Annotated in this window: 12 protein-coding genes; 1 reads left to right on the top strand and 11 read right to left on the bottom strand. The window is 63.5% G+C overall.

Annotated elements, in window-relative coordinates; all coding sequences use genetic code 11:
• Nucleotides 1–104: 104 nt before the first annotated feature.
• From RHP72_RS01205 to RHP72_RS01160, 10 genes are all read right to left on the bottom strand, one after another.
• Nucleotides 105–1,115 (bottom strand): alpha/beta hydrolase family protein, encoded by a 1,011-nt coding sequence (locus tag RHP72_RS01205; RefSeq protein ID WP_003943835.1) that lies wholly within the window; start codon nucleotides 1,113–1,115, stop codon nucleotides 105–107.
• A gap of 331 nt (nucleotides 1,116–1,446) precedes the next feature.
• A complete protein-coding gene (gene zomB / locus RHP72_RS01200) occupies nucleotides 1,447–3,366 on the bottom strand; it encodes a flagellar motor control protein ZomB (RefSeq protein ID WP_161121231.1) in 1,920 nt (639 codons plus the stop codon).
• A complete protein-coding gene (locus RHP72_RS01195) occupies nucleotides 3,344–4,249 on the bottom strand; it encodes a decaprenyl-phosphate phosphoribosyltransferase (RefSeq protein WP_003943808.1) in 906 nt (301 codons plus the stop codon). Before RHP72_RS01195 ends, zomB begins: the two co-directional genes overlap by 23 nt.
• On the bottom strand, nucleotides 4,246–4,779 hold the full coding sequence (locus RHP72_RS01190; protein ID WP_003943893.1) for a phosphatase PAP2 family protein: 534 nt from the start codon (nucleotides 4,777–4,779) through the stop codon (nucleotides 4,246–4,248). Before RHP72_RS01190 ends, RHP72_RS01195 begins: the two co-directional genes overlap by 4 nt.
• Nucleotides 4,760–6,673 (bottom strand): glycosyltransferase, encoded by a 1,914-nt coding sequence (locus RHP72_RS01185; RefSeq protein ID WP_003943981.1) that lies wholly within the window; start codon nucleotides 6,671–6,673, stop codon nucleotides 4,760–4,762. The genes RHP72_RS01190 and RHP72_RS01185 overlap by 20 nt, the downstream gene beginning before the upstream one ends.
• Complete coding sequence (gene glf / locus RHP72_RS01180) at nucleotides 6,670–7,884, bottom strand: UDP-galactopyranose mutase (protein ID WP_003943925.1); 1,215 nt, start codon at nucleotides 7,882–7,884, stop codon at nucleotides 6,670–6,672. Before glf ends, RHP72_RS01185 begins: the two co-directional genes overlap by 4 nt.
• 69 nt (nucleotides 7,885–7,953) lie before the next feature.
• Nucleotides 7,954–8,877 (bottom strand): MBL fold metallo-hydrolase, encoded by a 924-nt coding sequence (locus tag RHP72_RS01175; RefSeq protein WP_161121230.1) that lies wholly within the window; start codon nucleotides 8,875–8,877, stop codon nucleotides 7,954–7,956.
• Nucleotides 8,878–8,987: 110 nt separating this feature from the next.
• On the bottom strand, nucleotides 8,988–10,139 hold the full coding sequence (locus RHP72_RS01170; RefSeq protein WP_007731824.1) for an acyl-CoA dehydrogenase family protein: 1,152 nt from the start codon (nucleotides 10,137–10,139) through the stop codon (nucleotides 8,988–8,990).
• A gap of 2 nt (nucleotides 10,140–10,141) precedes the next feature.
• Nucleotides 10,142–11,323, bottom strand: coding sequence for a thiolase family protein (locus RHP72_RS01165; RefSeq protein ID WP_007731825.1), 1,182 nt, complete (start codon nucleotides 11,321–11,323; stop codon nucleotides 10,142–10,144).
• Nucleotides 11,324–11,413: 90 nt separating this feature from the next.
• Nucleotides 11,414–12,823, bottom strand: a complete 1,410-nt coding sequence (locus tag RHP72_RS01160) for an amino acid permease (protein ID WP_064442963.1) — start codon at nucleotides 12,821–12,823, stop codon at nucleotides 11,414–11,416.
• A 171-nt stretch (nucleotides 12,824–12,994) separates the two neighbouring features.
• On the opposite strand from RHP72_RS01160, the gene RHP72_RS01155 reads away from it, so the two are divergent.
• Complete coding sequence (locus RHP72_RS01155; RefSeq protein ID WP_311094216.1) at nucleotides 12,995–14,488, top strand: PucR family transcriptional regulator; 1,494 nt, start codon at nucleotides 12,995–12,997, stop codon at nucleotides 14,486–14,488.
• A 102-nt stretch (nucleotides 14,489–14,590) separates the two neighbouring features.
• On the opposite strand, the gene RHP72_RS01150 is transcribed toward RHP72_RS01155, so the two are convergent.
• Nucleotides 14,591–16,153: a SpoIID/LytB domain-containing protein gene (locus RHP72_RS01150; RefSeq protein ID WP_042921230.1), complete on the bottom strand. Its 1,563-nt coding sequence runs from the start codon at nucleotides 16,151–16,153 to the stop codon at nucleotides 14,591–14,593.
• Between the last annotated feature and the right edge of the window lie 215 nt (nucleotides 16,154–16,368).

The raw sequence follows: 16,368 nt of genomic DNA, 5'->3' as shown, positions 1-16,368 counted from the left end.
CGGGCGCTTGTGCAGCACCTGAATACACAAGTGCCGTCCCGGTTCTCCTTCGAGGAGTCCGGAACGGCACTGGTGAAGTGACTAGGTCACGGGATCGCGCACGATCACCAAGCGTTCATGGTGTCGAGGATCTGGCCGCGAGCCTTCCACAGCTCCGCCGACCAGTACGGCCACGAATGCGTGCCGTTGGACGGGAAGCTGTAGGTGGCCGGGATACCCAGCGAGTTCATGCGGATCTGGAATGCACGGGTGTTGACCAGGGCGAGAGCCTCGAGGCCCATGCCGTTAGCCGTGTTGTAGTAGTCGATCGGTGCGCGCGGGTGGTCGTATTCACCGGGCAGGCCGCTTGCCGACGAGATGTACATCGACAGGCCCTGCAGACGCGGTGCGAAGACGAACGGGTCGTTGCGCAGCCAGGACGGGCTCCACGGCGGTCCCCACATGGAGTCGACGTTGAAGCGACCGGCATCGAGCATTGCGACGCGGATTGCCTCGCGCATGCCCGGAGCCGAGATGTTCAGGTAGCCCGACAGCGAGCCGGCGAACTTGAACTGGTCACGGTGGTAAGCAGCCAGCGTCAGAGCAGCGCTGCCACCCATCGAGAGGCCGAGGACCGCGTTGTTGGTGGGCGAGACGCCGTAGTTCGCGAGGAAGTTGGGCAGTTCTTCGGTGAGGAAGGTTTCCCACTTGTACGTGATCTGCTGGCCGTTGAAGTTCGACGGTGCATACCAGTCGCTGTAGAAGCTGGACTCGCCGCCGACGGGCATCACGAGGGTGATGTTGTCGTTGCGGTACTGGTCCTTCGCATTGGTCTCGAAGCTCCACGCGTTGGCGTCGTTACGCGCACGCAGGCCGTCGAGGAGGTAAAGGGCAGCGTTTCCGCCGCGAGCGGCCCACTGGACCTGGACCTTGATGTTGCCCATCGAGGAGGGCACCCACAGCTCGTCGTATCCGCCGGAGGGGGCGGTGTGGCTGGGAGCAGTGTGCGCAGGCGCAGCAGAGGCGACAGCACTACCGGCAACTCCTGCAGCAAGGGGGAGCACAAGTGCTGCGGCACCGATGGCCAACGCTCGGTGCTTGAGGCGCTGGGTCAGCCTCTTTCTGGCAAAACGCATGGATACTGCTCTCTCTCTTCGTCTGCGGAACCCACTCGGTGGAGTGGTTCCGGCGGATTCCGTCGGGGAACAGGCTTTTCTGCCAGCCCGAACGAGTTCGGGTCGGCAGCGGACCTCTTCCAAGTCACACTGCGCTCGCTGGACTTTATGTCACAGGTTCAGCTGTGACAAATAGGTGGACCGTTACGTCCCAATCCGCGAGCAACACCGTCATCACCCCTCGGGGGTGATTCAGGTTAGGTGAATCGTCTTCGAGTACATCGTGGCCAATCAATTCGGTGTTACTGAATCGAAATATTCAAACCCTCAACAGCCGGTGATGCTGATCACATCACCTGGGTGACTCCGGTGGAACGAGACCGCAGCGTTCCAATTCGTAGGCCGGAACCCGGTCGAATCGGTACTTCGCGAAGTCGAATGCCTGCTGGAAGTTCTGTTTGAATCTGGCCCAGGTCAGCTCGGAGCGGTACGACGTGAGCAGCTCCTGCGTTTCCGGGCAGGTGATGGCCAGCTTTGCGTCCGCAACCCAGTCTTCGTCGAGGAAGAACGGCAGCCACGGTCGAACGTCGATCATTCCCGTGTCCGCGACCACCCAGTCCGGATAGAGATTCTTGTCGTGCCCGATCCGGCCGTCCTCGAGTCGCTCGGTGTGAGCTGCCAGGGGGTACGCCAGCCCCATCTGATCGAGCACCCGAACGTCGAGGCCGACGTTCATGCTCGTCATTCCGAGGTTGAGGAAGAAGACGACGTGCTCGGCCGGCTCTTCGATCGGTCCGGGTGGTGGGACGACGAACCAGGAGTCGTAGCTCGCGGACGGCAGCAGCAGCCCACCCTCCGGAGTCCGCGCGATGGTCTCGACCATGGCACGCATTCGCGGATAGTCGAGGTAGTCCTCGGCCAGGATCGGATGCTTGTGACCGGTGTTGAGTGCGTAGAACGCTCGCTCGTCGACGATTCCCGAGCGACCCACCACGGATCCTTCGGGCATACCCGTCGTGTTCGCGGCGAAGAAGGCCCAGATGATCGTGCCGATCCACAGCACCGCCGAGACTCCGAAGATCGCGGTGTCGCGATTACTTCCGAACGCTGCCCGCGCCGGCACCCGCAACGGAATGACCGCCACCGGGATGAGCAGGCAGAACAGCACCGGCAACAGGACGCGGCCGTGCATGAAGTCGCCGCCGACGCGCAGAGAGTAGATCCCGAGGATCAGCCCACTGCCGAGAATGAAGGTGACAATCGCCCGCGGCGTGCGCAGAAACTGCTGAAAGCGCTGCCACAGCGGGCGTGCGGGTTGATCTGCGGTAGCGGTAGGTGTGTCCGCTCGGCTTCGCCACACGAGCAGCAGCGCACCGATGAGCAGGAACAGCAACGGCAACCAGAGCAGGTACGGCCCGACCAGGTTCCACAGGTACGCAAAACCCTGCGCCCACTTCGCGCCACCGGCGTCCTTCGACACCGCGGTGTTCGGGTACGGCAAGGCGTAATAGCCCATTCGCCAGATCTGATAGCCCACCGGGACAAGTCCGGCGACGACGACGATCAGTGTGCGAATCTTCCAGGTCAGGCCTGCGGAGAGAACGATCATCATCAACGCGGCAGCACCGGGAATCGCCATCTCGGGTCGAACCAGTGGTCCGAGTCCGGCCACGAACGAGAGAGTCAGGATCGACGCCGTGGACGGCGTCGACGCCTGCGCCCACCTAACGAGCAGTACCCACAGGAGCGCGATCCAGAAGATCACCAAGCATGTCTCGAGCCCGGAAGTGGCGAAATCTCGCGCAGGCGGAACCGCGATGTAGACGAGAACACCTGCCGGTATCAGCAGGATCGTTCCGCCCGCCGACGGCCGAACGCCGCGGTACAGACGACCGGTGCCGAGCATCGCCAACACGACGGCAGCAGTCGAGAGTACGAGCGCGATCGTCAGAACAACGTATTCGAGACGGATCTGCGTGAGCCAACTGAACGCGTAGACGATGTACGTCCACGCGGTACTCGTGTTCGCCTCGACACGCTCACCCGCGTTGAAGACCGGGCCGTTCCCCGCGAGCAGGTTGCGGACGGTTCGCAAGACGATGAGTCCGTCGTCGGCGATCCAGCGACGCTCCCACGCACCCCAGAACATGAGGGCAGCAGCAAGCACCACCCCGCCGAGAAAAACTCCTCGACTGAGGGTGGTGCGATTCGCCGCAGTGTCGACGTGCGGGTCGGCCTCGGTGCGTGGCTCAGACGAGGTAGACAGCGACACCCACTACTCCGATCCACGCAATCGCGAGGAGTTGCAGCACCCGGTCACCGAGCGCGATCTCCTCAGGCTCTCCGGCTTCGCCGCCGTCGACGTCCACCGCGTATCGCAGCACCGCGATGGTGAACGGCACCATCGAGATGGCGTACCAGTTGGTGCCCTTGATGGCGTCCTGTTGGAACGCCCACAGTCCGTAGCAGAGGACCAGCGTCGTCGCTGCCATCGTCCACACGAAACGCAGGTACGTCATCGTGTAGCTCTCGAGGGACTTACGGATCTTGGCGCCGGTCTTCTCGGCCAACTGCAGTTCGGCGTAGCGCTTGCCTGCCGCCATGAAGAGTGAGCCGAACGCCATCATCAGCAGGAACCACTGCGAGAGATCGATCTCGGCGGCAACGCCACCGGCGATCGCTCGAAGCAGGAAGCCGGACGAGACGATGCAGATGTCGATGACGGCCTGATGCTTGAGACCGAAGCAGTAGGCGAGCTGGATGACGATGTACACGCCCATGACCACGGCGAGTTGCCAGTTGGCCAGGAAGGACAGCCCGATCGCACCGGCAAGCAGCACGACTGCCATGCCGTAGGCGATGTTGACGGGTAGAACGCCGGCCGCGATGGGACGGAATCGCTTCGTGGGGTGAGCACGGTCGGCTTCGACATCCATCGCGTCGTTGACGAGATAGATGCCTGATGCCGCCATACAGAACACGACGAACGCCAGCGCGACGGGCAACAGCACGTCGGCTTCGGTGGCGGTTCCGGCCGCGATGGGCGCTGCCAGCACAAGGACGTTCTTGACCCACTGACGTGGGCGAAGCGCCTTGACGATGCCGGCGGGCAGGGACTTCGGGGGTCCGCTGACCGTAGCCGGTTCCTCGCTCATTTATCTCCACATTTCTGTTCGGCTCTGGCTTCTTCGACCCGGCGAACTACCGCCGCGGATGCGGCTCCCAGTGCCGCTCCGGCGAGTACGTCGGTCGGGTAGTGAACTCCCAGGACCAGACGCGAGAGCATCATCGGGGGCACCAGCAACGCCGGTAAGGGTAGCCCGGTGAGCCGACCGATCAGCACAGCCGCCGCCGTCGTCGACGTCGCGTGTGATGACGGGAAGCTGAGCTTGCTCGGTGTCGAGACGTTGACCTGCACCGAAGGATCGGAAGGTCGCTTGCGCCTGACCACTCGTTTGATCACCACGGAGGCGGCGTGTGCACCGAATGCTCCGACGGCTGCTCCGGCCCATTCCCGTCGACGCGGCTTGTCCACAGCAGCTCCGACGGCAGCGATCGCGATCCACCCGAGGGAGTGCTCACCGAAGTGAGACATACCGCGGGCGACCTTGACGGCTCCCGGCAGCTGCCCGACGGTCGACTGAATCCCGGCCAGAATCTGTACTTCAGGAGATGCCGAAGACACGTTCCCACCTTTCCGTGCTGGTCAGTGAAGGAACGGCGTCCTGGTACTGCTTCTTGAGCTCGGGGAAACGTGCGGCGAGTTCGCGGCGCAAACGCATGGCTTCCTTGAGCAGTTCAAGTGCCTGCTTGGGGTTGCGCTTGCGGTAGACGACGCCACGACCGTCGGCGGTGGTGACGGTGACCCCGTCGACCTGCGAGAGCAGATACCACCTGGCGTCGATAGTCGGCACGTTGAGCTGAGGACGCTCGTGATGCTCGGGGTGCGCGGGCTTGAGGTTGTGTACCACGGCCTTGCCGACGCGGACGATCTTCGCGACGGGGTTGGTCGGCGCGCTGACGTCCCCGACTTCGGCGCCGGAGGGCAGCGGTAGTGCGGTTGCCGAGGGCACCACGACGGCGTCGGGGTACTCCTTGCGCTGGGCGTGAACCTCACCGAGTGCGGTGGGCAGCATGTTCGCGACGTGTTCCGGTCCGGCGAGGAAGTCCGCGATGGCCTTGTTCTGGATCGCGACGGTGGAGTACTCGAGGCACAGCAGGTGCTTGAGAGTCGCCTTCACCGTGTTGACGACAAGGCCGCGGCCGTTGCCCGGCATGTGGAGCGCGGCCACCACCAGACGGTTACGGAGGTGGAAGTACGCCTGCCAGTCGATGGCGTCGTCCTTGTCGCTCCACGCCATGTGCCAGATCGCGGCACCAGGCAACGTGACGGTCGGGTATCCGGCTTCCTTTGCGCGCAAACCGTATTCGCAGTCGTCCCACTTGATGAACAGTGGCAGCGGCTGCTTGAGCTCTTCCGCGACCTGGCGCGGGATCATGCACATCCACCAACCGTTGAAGTCGACGTCGATGCGACGGTGCAGCAGTTTCGAATCTCGCAGCGAATTCTTGGAGAAGTCGTGGTCGTATTCGACGTTCGGCGCGGCAGACCACATGAAGATCCCGCGGTTGACCACTTCACCCATCACGTGAAGGTGGCTACGTTCCTGCAGGTTGAGCATCTGCCCACCCACCAGCATCGGCGACTTCGCGAAGCGCGAGAAAGCAAGCGCACGAAGGATCGAGTCGGGTTCGATCTCGATGTCGTCGTCCATGAACAGGATGTGCTGGCACTGCGTGGTCTTGAGTGCCTCGTACATGATTCGGCTGTATCCGCCGGAGCCACCGAGGTTGCCCTGATCGTGAATGGCGAGCCGATCACCAAGTGCTGCAGCAGCTTCGGCGAACCCGGGCTCGTCACGCACCTTGCGGGTGCCCTGATCCGGCATGATGACGGCCTTGATCACGTCCGACACCAGCGGATCCGAGGACAACGCAGCCAGCGCCTTGACAGCGTCGGTCGGGCGATTGAACGTCGGAATACCAACGGCGACCGTCGCTTCGCCGGGAGCCTCGACGGGCGCGTACCAGCCGCCGCTCTCGACGACTACGGCCGTATCGGTGGTGATGTCGAACCAGATCCAGCCGCCGTCCTCGAACGGTGCCAACTCCACCTCGAGTTCGACCGCGGCATCACCGTCGGCAAATTCCTTGCCTTCCACGTGAATTCGCGAGGAGTCCGCCTTGGAACGGTAGACATCCACGCGGCCGTGTCCGGACAGTTCGAGTCGAAGGACCACAGATTTCAGGATGGACCATCGACGCCAGTAGCTGGCGGGGAACGCGTTGAAGTACGTGGCGAACGAGACCTCGGTCTCGGCACCGAGCGCGACGGACGTCCTCGAGGTGGAGTGAGCCCGACGACTGTTGGTCGAAGCTTCCTCCAAGTACAGCGTGCGGACGTCGAGAGGTTCGCCGGCGCGGGGAAGGATGATCCGAGAGAGCAGGGACTTGCCGAGGTAGGTCACCTCGTCGCCGGTGACGGCATCTTCGCCTTCGAGTAGATGACGTGCGTTCATTCGCTCTCCCCTGCCAATTCCGCACCCGTTTCGAGATGCGGGCGCAGGGTGTTCTCGAACATCGTCAGCGCGCTGGCGATCGCCATGTGCATGTCCAGGTACTGGTAGGTGCCGAGACGCCCACCGAAGAGGACCTTGTTCTCCGCGGTCTCCTTCTTGGCGCGTGAGCGGTACGCGGAGAGCTTCTCACGATCCTCCGGAGTGTTGATCGGGTAGTACGGCTCGTCCTTCGCCTCCGCTGCACGTGAGAACTCACGCATGATGACGGTCTTGTCGGTCGGGTACTCGCGCTCCGGATGGAAGTGACGGAACTCGTGGATTCGGGTGAACGGCACGTCGGCGTCGTTGTAGTTCATGACCGGGGTGCCCTGGAAGTCTCCGGTGGGCAGAACCTCGGTCTCGAAATCGAGGGTGCGCCATCCCAGTGCACCTTCGGAGTAGTCGAAGTAGCGGTCGAGCGGGCCCGTGTAGATGACGGGTGCGTCGGGGCTGGCGGTACGCAGTTCGTCGCGGACGTCGAAGTAATCGGTGTCGAGGCGGACCTCGATCTTCGGATCCTTCGCCATGTTCTCGAGCCACGCCGTATATCCGTCGACGGGCAGGCCCTCGTACGTGTCGTTGAAGTAGCGATTGTCGAAGTTGTAGCGGACCGGCAGGCGGCTGATGTTCGCCGCGGGCAACTCGGTGGGGTCGGTCTGCCACTGCTTAGCCGTGTAGTCACGCACAAATGCTTCGTAGAGCGGGCGCCCGATCAGGGAGATCGCCTTCTCTTCGAGGTTGGAGGCGTCCTTCGAATCGATCTCGCTGGACTGTTCGGCGATGAGGGCGCGTGCTTCTTCGGGAGTGAAGTACCGACCAAAGAACTGCGACACGAGACCGAGTCCCATCGGGAACTGATACGCCTGCCCCTTGTGCAGCGCAAAGACGCGGTGCTGGTAGTTCGTGAACTCCGTGAACTGAGTGACGTAGTCCCAGACCTTCTTGTTGGAGGTGTGGAACAGGTGGGCACCGTACTTGTGGACCTCGATGCCGGTCTCCGGCTCAGCCTCCGAGTATGCGTTCCCCCCAAGGTGGTGACGGCGATCCAACACCAGCACGCGCTTACCCAGCTGGGTAGCGGCACGCTCGGCGATGGTCAGCCCGAAGAATCCCGAACCGACGACGATCAGGTCGTACTGGGCACGGACGGTCTCTGAATTTGCAGCGGTCACGATGAACCAGGGTATCGGACCTGTTCGGAAGCCGAGGGTTGGATGCGTCACCAGGGCCGATGCGGCAAGTCAGGACGCTGCGAGACCGATCAGACCGGAAGCACTCGGTGCACCGCTCGAATCGAATCCGATCACGATCGGTTCGTCGACCGGAAAGTGCGCGGGAAGTAGAAGCAGTCCCTCCGACGCGCAGCGTTCGAGAAGTTCGCGGCGGGTGACCCTCGCGATCTCCGGATCCGCGTCGCCGCCCTGACTGAGGTCCGGGTACAGAAACTGGATCGGATGGTGGATCACATCGCCGGAGATGACGGCGCCGCCGTCGGCAGTGCGGATCTCGATCACGATGTGACCCGGCGTGTGGCCGGGCGCGCTGCGCACGACGACGCGTGTGCCTTCGGACTCGGCCAGGACGTGGCCGTCGTCGACCGCCTCCCACTTCGCCCCGTCCAGAACGGGACGGACGCTGTCCTCGAAGGTCTGCGCCAGATCCGAGACCACTCCTTGGTGTGGACCGTCGGCGGCGAGTTGTTCGAGCGCGGCCAGTTCGGTGCGATCGAAAATGTAGGTCGCGCGGGGGAAGGTAGGCCGCCAGGTTTCGGCGTCGAGGGCGGTGTTCCAGCCACAGTGGTCAGGGTGCAGATGTGTGCTGACCACCAGATCGACGTCGTCGACGGACACACCGGTGGCTGCGAAGCGTGAGAGGTAGTCGGTGCCGAACATGTGATGCGGCAAGAGGTTCGGCCGGTGCTTGCTGTTGCCGTTGCCGGTGTCGACGACGACGGCCTTGCCGCCGATCTCCACCAGGTAGGTGTGGATGGCAAGCACGAGGTCACCACTACCCTCGTCGAAGAACTCCGGTGTCAGCCGCGCCGACGCTTCACTGATCTCGGCCTCACTCGCCTGGGGAAAGAGCTCTCGCGGCGGAAACGGCCAGTGCGCCAGCTCTGTCAGTTGGGTGACGCGCGCCGACCCGACGTCGATGGTGAAGCTCATCAGTGTTTGCCTTCCGAACAGCTCGATACCGCTTGTGGGCACACACAAAGGCACCCACCGAAATGCTCGGTGGGTGCCTGGTCGGTGTCAATGGTTTTCGACGCCGGTGATCAAAGACTCTTCGCGATGATGCCCTTCATCACTTCGTTGGCGCCGGCGTAGATCTTCTGGACGCGGGAGTCCTCGTACATGCGCGCGATCGGGTATTCACGCATGTAGCCGTATCCGCCGTAGAGCTGCACGCACCGGTCGACGACGGCGCATTGCTGCTCGGTGAGCCAGTACTTGACCATCGCGGCGTCTGCGCCGTCCAGCTCGCCGTTGAGGTGATCCTCGATGCAGTTGTCGAGGAAGACACGGCAGGTGCGTGCGATCGTCTGGCACTCGGCCAGCTCGAAGGCGGTGTTCTGGAACTCGAAGAGGCTGTGCCCGAACGCTTGACGCGCCTTGGTGTATGCGACGGTCTCCTCGACTGCACGCTCGATGGTGCCGATGGCCTGCGCGCCGATGATGAGGCGTTCCTGCACCAGCTGCGCCATCAACTGACCGAAGCCGAGCCCCTCGGACTCACCGAGGAGGTTCGAGACGGGAACGCGAACGTCGGTGAAGGACAGCTCCGACGTATCGGCGCCGTGCTGACCGACCTTGTCGAGCACGCGGCCGACCGCAAAGCCTTCGCAGTCACGAAGATCCACAATCAGGAGCGAGACACCCTTGGCGCCCGCCTTGGGGTCGGTCTTGACGGCAAGCACGATCATGTCTGCGCTGCCACCATTGGTGATGAAGGTCTTCGACCCGTTCACGACGTAGTGGTCACCGTCACGGATCGCGGACGTGGTGATTGCCTTGAGGTCGGAACCTGTTCCTGGCTCGGTCATTCCGATGGCGCCGAGGATTTCGCCCGTCGCCATACCTGGCAGCCAGGCCTTCTTCTGCTCTTCGCTTCCGTACTCGAGCACGTAGTGGGCGACGATGCCACTGTGCACGGAGTTACCGAGCGCATAGTCACCGCAGTAGCCCTGCGCCTCGAAGACAGCGAGATCGTGCGCGAAAGTTCCACCGCCCCCGCCGTATTCCTCGGGAATCGAGCAGCACAGCAGGCCGAGCTTGCCGGCTTCGAGCCACACGGACCGGTCGACGCGATGCTGAGCGTCCCACTGCTCACGCTTGGCGATCAGTTCACGATCGAAGAAACCACGGGCCAGTTCGGCTACTGCGGTGATCTCGTCGTCGTGCCACGACGGCTTGCGCTTGGTCGCCATGATCAGACCCGCTTCAGCAGGGCAGCGAGTGCCTGACCGCCGCCGATGCACATGGTGACGATGCCGAATTCGAGGTCGCGGCGAACCATGTCGCGCGCGGCACGCAGGGTCAGGATGGCTCCGGTGGCGCCGACCGGGTGTCCGAGGGCGATCGCTCCGCCGTACGGGTTGGTCTTCTCCGGATCCAGGCCACTGTCACGGATGACGGCGATGGCCTGCGAAGCGAACGCCTCGTTGACCTCGGCGGTGCCGATGTCGGACGGCTTCAATCCTGTTTGTGCAAAGAGCTTTTCGAGAGCGAGCACGGGAGCGTAGCCCATCAGGCCGGGCTCCATGGCTGCCGTCGTGACGGTTTCGAGCGTGACCAGTCCGGTGAGACCGCGCTTGGCTGCCTCGGTGCCCGTCGCGAGGACGAGTGCGCCGGCACCGTCGTTGATGCCCGACGCGTTACCGGCGGTGACGGATCCGCCCTCTTCGAATGCGGGGCGCAGCTTGGCGAGGGTTTCGACGGTGGTTCCGGGCTTGGGATGCTCGTCCTCGGTGACGGTGACGGAGCGCCGACCACCGGTCTCGACGGGAGTGATTTCCTCGGCGAATGCCGCCTTCGCTGCGTCGGTAGCGGCACGGCGCTGAGATTCGACGGCGAACTCGTCCTGCTGCTCGCGACTGACGCCGTACTTACGGGCGACGGCTTCGGCAGTGCGGCCCATGTGAGCCTTGCTGAACGGGTCGGTGAGCATCGCGACGGTGCCGTCGACGAGGCTGCGATCGCCGAGCTTGTAGCCCGAGCGGGCGGCGAAGTCGTAGAAGGGCATGCGAGACATGCTCTCGTCACCGCCGGCGAGCGTGATGGCAGCTGCGCCCCATCGCATCTGCATCGCCGCAGACCACACAGCCTGCAGACCGCTGCCACAGAGGCGGTTGACGGTGTAGGCGGGGACGTTCTCGGGCAGTCCGGCGGCGATGCCGACGCGGCGTGCGTTGTAGGCGTCCGGGCCGACCTGGCCGATGCAGCCCATGACGACCTCGTCGATGTCTTCGGGCGCAACGCCGGCGCGGCTCAGCGCGGCCTTGGCTGCTGCGGCGCCCAGCTCGTGTGCGGGTACGTCCTTGAAGACGCCGCCGAAGCTACCGACGGGGGTCCTGGCCCCGTCGACGATGACGATCGGTTCGGGTGTGGTCATGATTGTCCCCATCTGCTGTGCTCACGTCGATTTCTCTGTCCGTGGCCGATACTAGGACATCGAAGTATCTCGCAGATGGGGACGTTGGTGTCAGGGTGTGGGAGCGCTCTCGGCGACGGGCACGACCTCGGCGTCGGCGTCGGTGTCTTTGTGGTTCCGGTAGCGGTAGAGCCCGATACCCACGAGGATCGCTGCAAGTCCCAGGGACACGATCATCTGGCTGCGCGTCGAGTCCAGGGTGAGCATTCCGATGCAGAGCGCGATGATGGCGGCGATCGTGGCGTAGGTCAGGTACGGGAAGAACCACATCTTGAGTTCCAGCTCCTGGCCCGAAGCTTCGAGCTTGCGGCGGGTGCGCAGCTGGGACACCGAGATGACCAGCCAGACGAACAGCGCGATCGCACCGGAGGAGTTGACCAGGAACAGGAAGACCTTGTCCGGGGAGAGGTAGTTCATGCCGACGGTGAGGAAGCCGACGATCGTCGAGACCAGGACAGCGCGCATCGGGACGCCGGTCTTCTCGATACGTGAGAGCGACTTGGGGGCGTCGCCGCGGCCGGCGAGGGAGAAGATCATGCGGCTCGCGGTGTAGAGACCCGAGTTGAGGCAGGACAGAACCGACGTGAGGACGACGACGTCCATGATGTTGCCCGCGGCCGGAATGCCGTAGGAGTCCATGACGGCGACGTACGGGCTGAGTGCAACCGACGCGCTGTCCCAGGGAAGCAGGGTGACGACCACCGCGATCGAGCCGATGTAGAAGATGAGAATTCGCCAGACGACGGATTTGACGGCTGCGCGAACAGCTTCGAGCGGGTTGGCCGATTCACCGGCGGCGATCGTGGCGATTTCGGCCCCGAAGAACGAGAACACGACCACAAGGACTGCGGCGAGCATCGCTCCTGTTCCGTTCGGCAGGAAGCCGCCGTGACCGGTCAGGTTTGTCATTCCGGGTGCTTCGACGCCGGGCATCCATCCGCAGATCGCCACGATGCCCATGCCGAGGAACGCGATGATGGCGACGACCTTGATGGAGGCGAACCAGAACTCGAACTCGCCGAACGACTTGACCGAGATGATGTTGGTCAGCGTCAGCACGATCATCAGAATCAATGCCCAGGTCCACTGGGGAACGCCGGGGACCCAGCGATTCATGATGAGGGCACCGGCGGTGGCCTCGATGCCGAGCACGATGATCCAGAACCACGCGTACAGCCAGCCGATCGAGAAGCCCGCCCAGCGGCCGATGGCCTTGTCGGCGTACGAGGAGAACGAGCCGGTTTCCGGCGACGCTGCCGACATCTCACCGAGCATGCGCATCACGAGGATGACGACGACGCCGGCAAGCGCGTAGGAAATCAGGACACCGGGTCCCGTCTCCTGGATCGCCACACCGGAGCCGACGAACAGTCCGGCGCCGATGACGCCTGCGATCGCAATCATCGACAGATGCCGCTTCTTCAGCGTGTGCTGAAGTGCCGGCTGGTCTGTACTGGACATCAGTACTCCTTGTGGGCTGTTCGGAACGTGGATCTCGGTGGCGCTCTATCCGGAGCGCATTTTCGATAGCGCCAGTGTCGGACCTTCGGCAAGCTCGCGTCAGGCTCCACTTTGTACAAACGTGACCGCAGGCACTACAAAGTGGCGAGTTCGAGGTGTCAGACTGGACTCATGCCCATCACGCTCCGCCAGCTTTGTGCGACCGAACAGTTCGGCCTTCGCGTCCTGGCTGGGCACGACCAGCTCGATCGCACCCTGACCTGGGCACATGTCTCCGAACTTCCCGACCCGACGCCCTTCCTCGACGGCGGTGAACTACTACTCATCACCGGGGTGTCACTACCGACGACGGCCGCGGAAACGACCCGATTCGTACGGACCCTGGTGGCGGCCGGAATTGCCGGAATCGGTTTCGGAACCGGCCTCGGATACGAGCAGGCGCCACAGACTCTGGTGGATGCGGCCACCCGTCTCAGTGTGCCCCTTCTCGACGTCCCATTGCGAACACCTTTCATCGCCCTGACCAAAGCGGTGTCGAAGGCGCAATCCGACGACGACATGAAAGCGCTGCGCAGCAATTACCAGAGCCTGCGGCGACTGCTTCAAGCTGCGGTGACGGTCAACGGCACCCGGGCAGTCGTACGACGGGTGGCGGAATTGATCGGCGGATGGGCGGCTCTGCTGGACTCGGCCGGACATACCGTCGAGATCTCACACACCGCCGCGGCCGCCGGAATCGAGCGAACTGCCCCCGAGCGCGACGCCCGCCCGATGGAAGTCAGTTTCCTCACGAGTGAGAACGAGGACGTCATCTCCCATCCGCTGCTGACGTCGAGGGGAAAGCTGATGGGGTACCTCGTCGCCGGCTGCCCCGGCGCCGTCGGTTCACTGAATCAGGGCATCGTCATCGCAGCCGCGTCTCTGCTCACGTTGATGACGGCTCGAACCCGAGACGCACAGCTGACGATGAACCACCTTCGTACCGTTGCGATGCATCAGCTGTTCGAGGGACAGAATGCGCTCGCCCGCAACATCTCCGGGGAACTGTGGGGAGGATTTCCGGTCGAGCCTTTCCAGGTCTTCCACGTAGCGGGCCCGAGTGGCCTGCTCGAGAGCGTGTCCGTCTCACTGCTCGACGGTCTCAGCCGCGATCTGGCGTTCGGCATCACCGACGGTGCACTGATTGCCGTCGTCTCGGCTACCGACAGCGGGCGAATCCTCGCCCGTGTCAACGAAATCGACGTCACCGTCGGCGTGTCGGACATGCTGTGGTGGGACGATCTCTCGCGCGCCAGACGCCAAGCCGCGCAGGCAGCAGCCGAGGCCGGTGCCCGCAACCTGCCTTCGATGCGGTTCGCCGAACTCTCGGAGAGCGGATTGTCCGCATTTCTCGACCAGGATCGCTCGACGGCATTCGCGGCGGCACACTTGCGCCCGCTTCTGGAAGCGAAGGGCGGTAGCGATCTCTACCGGACCTTGGCCATGTGGTTGGCACACAACGGGGTGGGCGACGCCGCAGCCACAGCGCTGAATATTCATCGGCATACGTTGCGCAGCAGACTCGCTCGGATCGAGAGCCTTCTCCAGCTCGACCTCGGCTCCCCCACGGAACGTGCGGAGTTGTGGCTCGAGTACCGCCTGCTCGGCGACGCCCCGACCATCTGACCGACAACCAACGAACCCTGAACGACCTGAAGGGCCTCCGCCGGGTTACGGCAGAGACCCTTCAGATTCGATACGTGCGAGTCGCTACCGACCGACCTTCCCCTAGCTTCCGCCCGTCGGTATCCACTCGCGGAGCACGTTGGCATCAACTACCTGCGCGCCCAAAACCTTTGTCCAGATGATGGTTCCGTTTTCGTAGACACGGAAAGTGCCTGCTTCGGAGGGCAACTGCATCTCCGGGCCGGCAGGAGCACCGAGAGAGCCGCTTTCACCGCCGAGCTCCCGATACTTCTTCTCGATCTGCGTCTCCGTAACCGTACCCGATGGATCGTCGGATGGCGAATTAGATTCCAGCACTGTCGATTCCGAATCCGGTGCCACTACCACACCCGCACCGTCACCGATGGTGAACCAGTCGGATTTCAGGCCGAGTTTCTGGCGGAACTGAATTCCGGTGGCGCCAACAGTTGCATCTGTTCCGACTACCTCGACTGCCGTCACTCGCCCGCCGTCGGTACCGAATCCGTTGCGCGAGAGAATCTTGAGCGATTGCAGCTCACCAACATCGAAGGCGTCCGCAATCTGCCCTGCGGTCAGATTCACTGTCCAGTCATGATTCGGGGAAAGGGCGTCACCGAGATCCTCGACGGCCGGGAATTCACCGCCGGAGCTGTAACCTCCTGTGGACGAGGAGAATTCGGTGGCAACGATCTTGCCGTCACGCGACAGAACGGCGCCGGCGGTGGACCGGACGGCTTCGGTGGTGCGGGGATCTTCCTTGCCCGCTCCGCCGTAGACCTGGCAGTCCTGAGTGTCGCAGGTGTCGGCGTACGAGCTGCGATGCTCGGTCGCAGCGTACGAGCGTGCTGCCACGGCTTGCGCCCGTAGCGCTTCGGCCCCACCGGAATCGGCCCATTCGGCCTTCGCTTCGACCGGCACCACGCCGAGCAGGTAGTCCTCCATGTCGAGGAGATTGACTGTCCGAGCCGAGCCGTTGTCGAGCACTACGCCGAGGGCGCCTCGATAGGGCGCGTCGTTGTTGCACAGCTTCAGGAACTGGTCGGCGGGTCGATCAGGACCGAGGTCCACCGGGTCCACCCACGGATGGTCGGTGACCGCTTCCCAGACAACCCCGCCACCACACCCGCTGGTGACCACTACCTGCGCACCGCCACCGGGCAGCGCAGTGAGATGGGCAGCCTCGCCGGGCGCGGTGCGCTGACCGTTGACCACGAGGCCGGCGTCGGAGTAGACGTCGAGCGTCGAGTTGTCCTGGGCCGTGAGCCGCACACTCATCTGGGCGGGCGGCATCGAGTCCAGGACGGTTCCGCCGTAGTAGTGACTGAGGATTCGCTCGCCGGACCAGCCGTCGTTCTTGGCGTAGCCGTAAGCGCCCCACTGGCCCATTCCACGGCCATGTCCGTTGCCGTGCCCGGAGAGCGTGAATTGCGTGTCGGCAGCGACGGCGTGCAGGATCGACGGCTCGTCAGCGCGGATTTGCGTGAAACCTCCGATCGCGACGCCGAGCGCAAGAGCCGGAACGAGACCGAGGACCGAGATCCGCATCAGCGAGGTTCGCCTCCCGGGTCCGCCCACCAGAAAGCGACCTGCGCGACCGGACACAGGCTTCTTACCTGCAGTTCCGCTTCTTCCGCTTCTCGCCATCAATGCTCTCCTCATCGCTACCGGCCTCACGAGTCCGCGAAGTCGGTACTTCGCGCGCAGGCCAGTCCACAACGATTTAACTAAAGTCTCACCCTAAGGTTGAGCGTTATGGACTTTTGTGACTAGTGTGGCAAGAGTGTTTGGAGTTAGCAACACCAGTCACACGAGTCACATCAGCATCACGAGTTGCAGACGTACGCGTCCGAAAACTGGAG

This window comes from Rhodococcus sp. SG20037 (assembly GCF_031763325.1).
Classification (GTDB): domain Bacteria; phylum Actinomycetota; class Actinomycetes; order Mycobacteriales; family Mycobacteriaceae; genus Rhodococcus_F; species Rhodococcus_F qingshengii.
The sequence above is the reverse complement of the archived record's forward strand: the minus strand, read 5'-3'. Positions and strand labels throughout refer to the sequence as shown.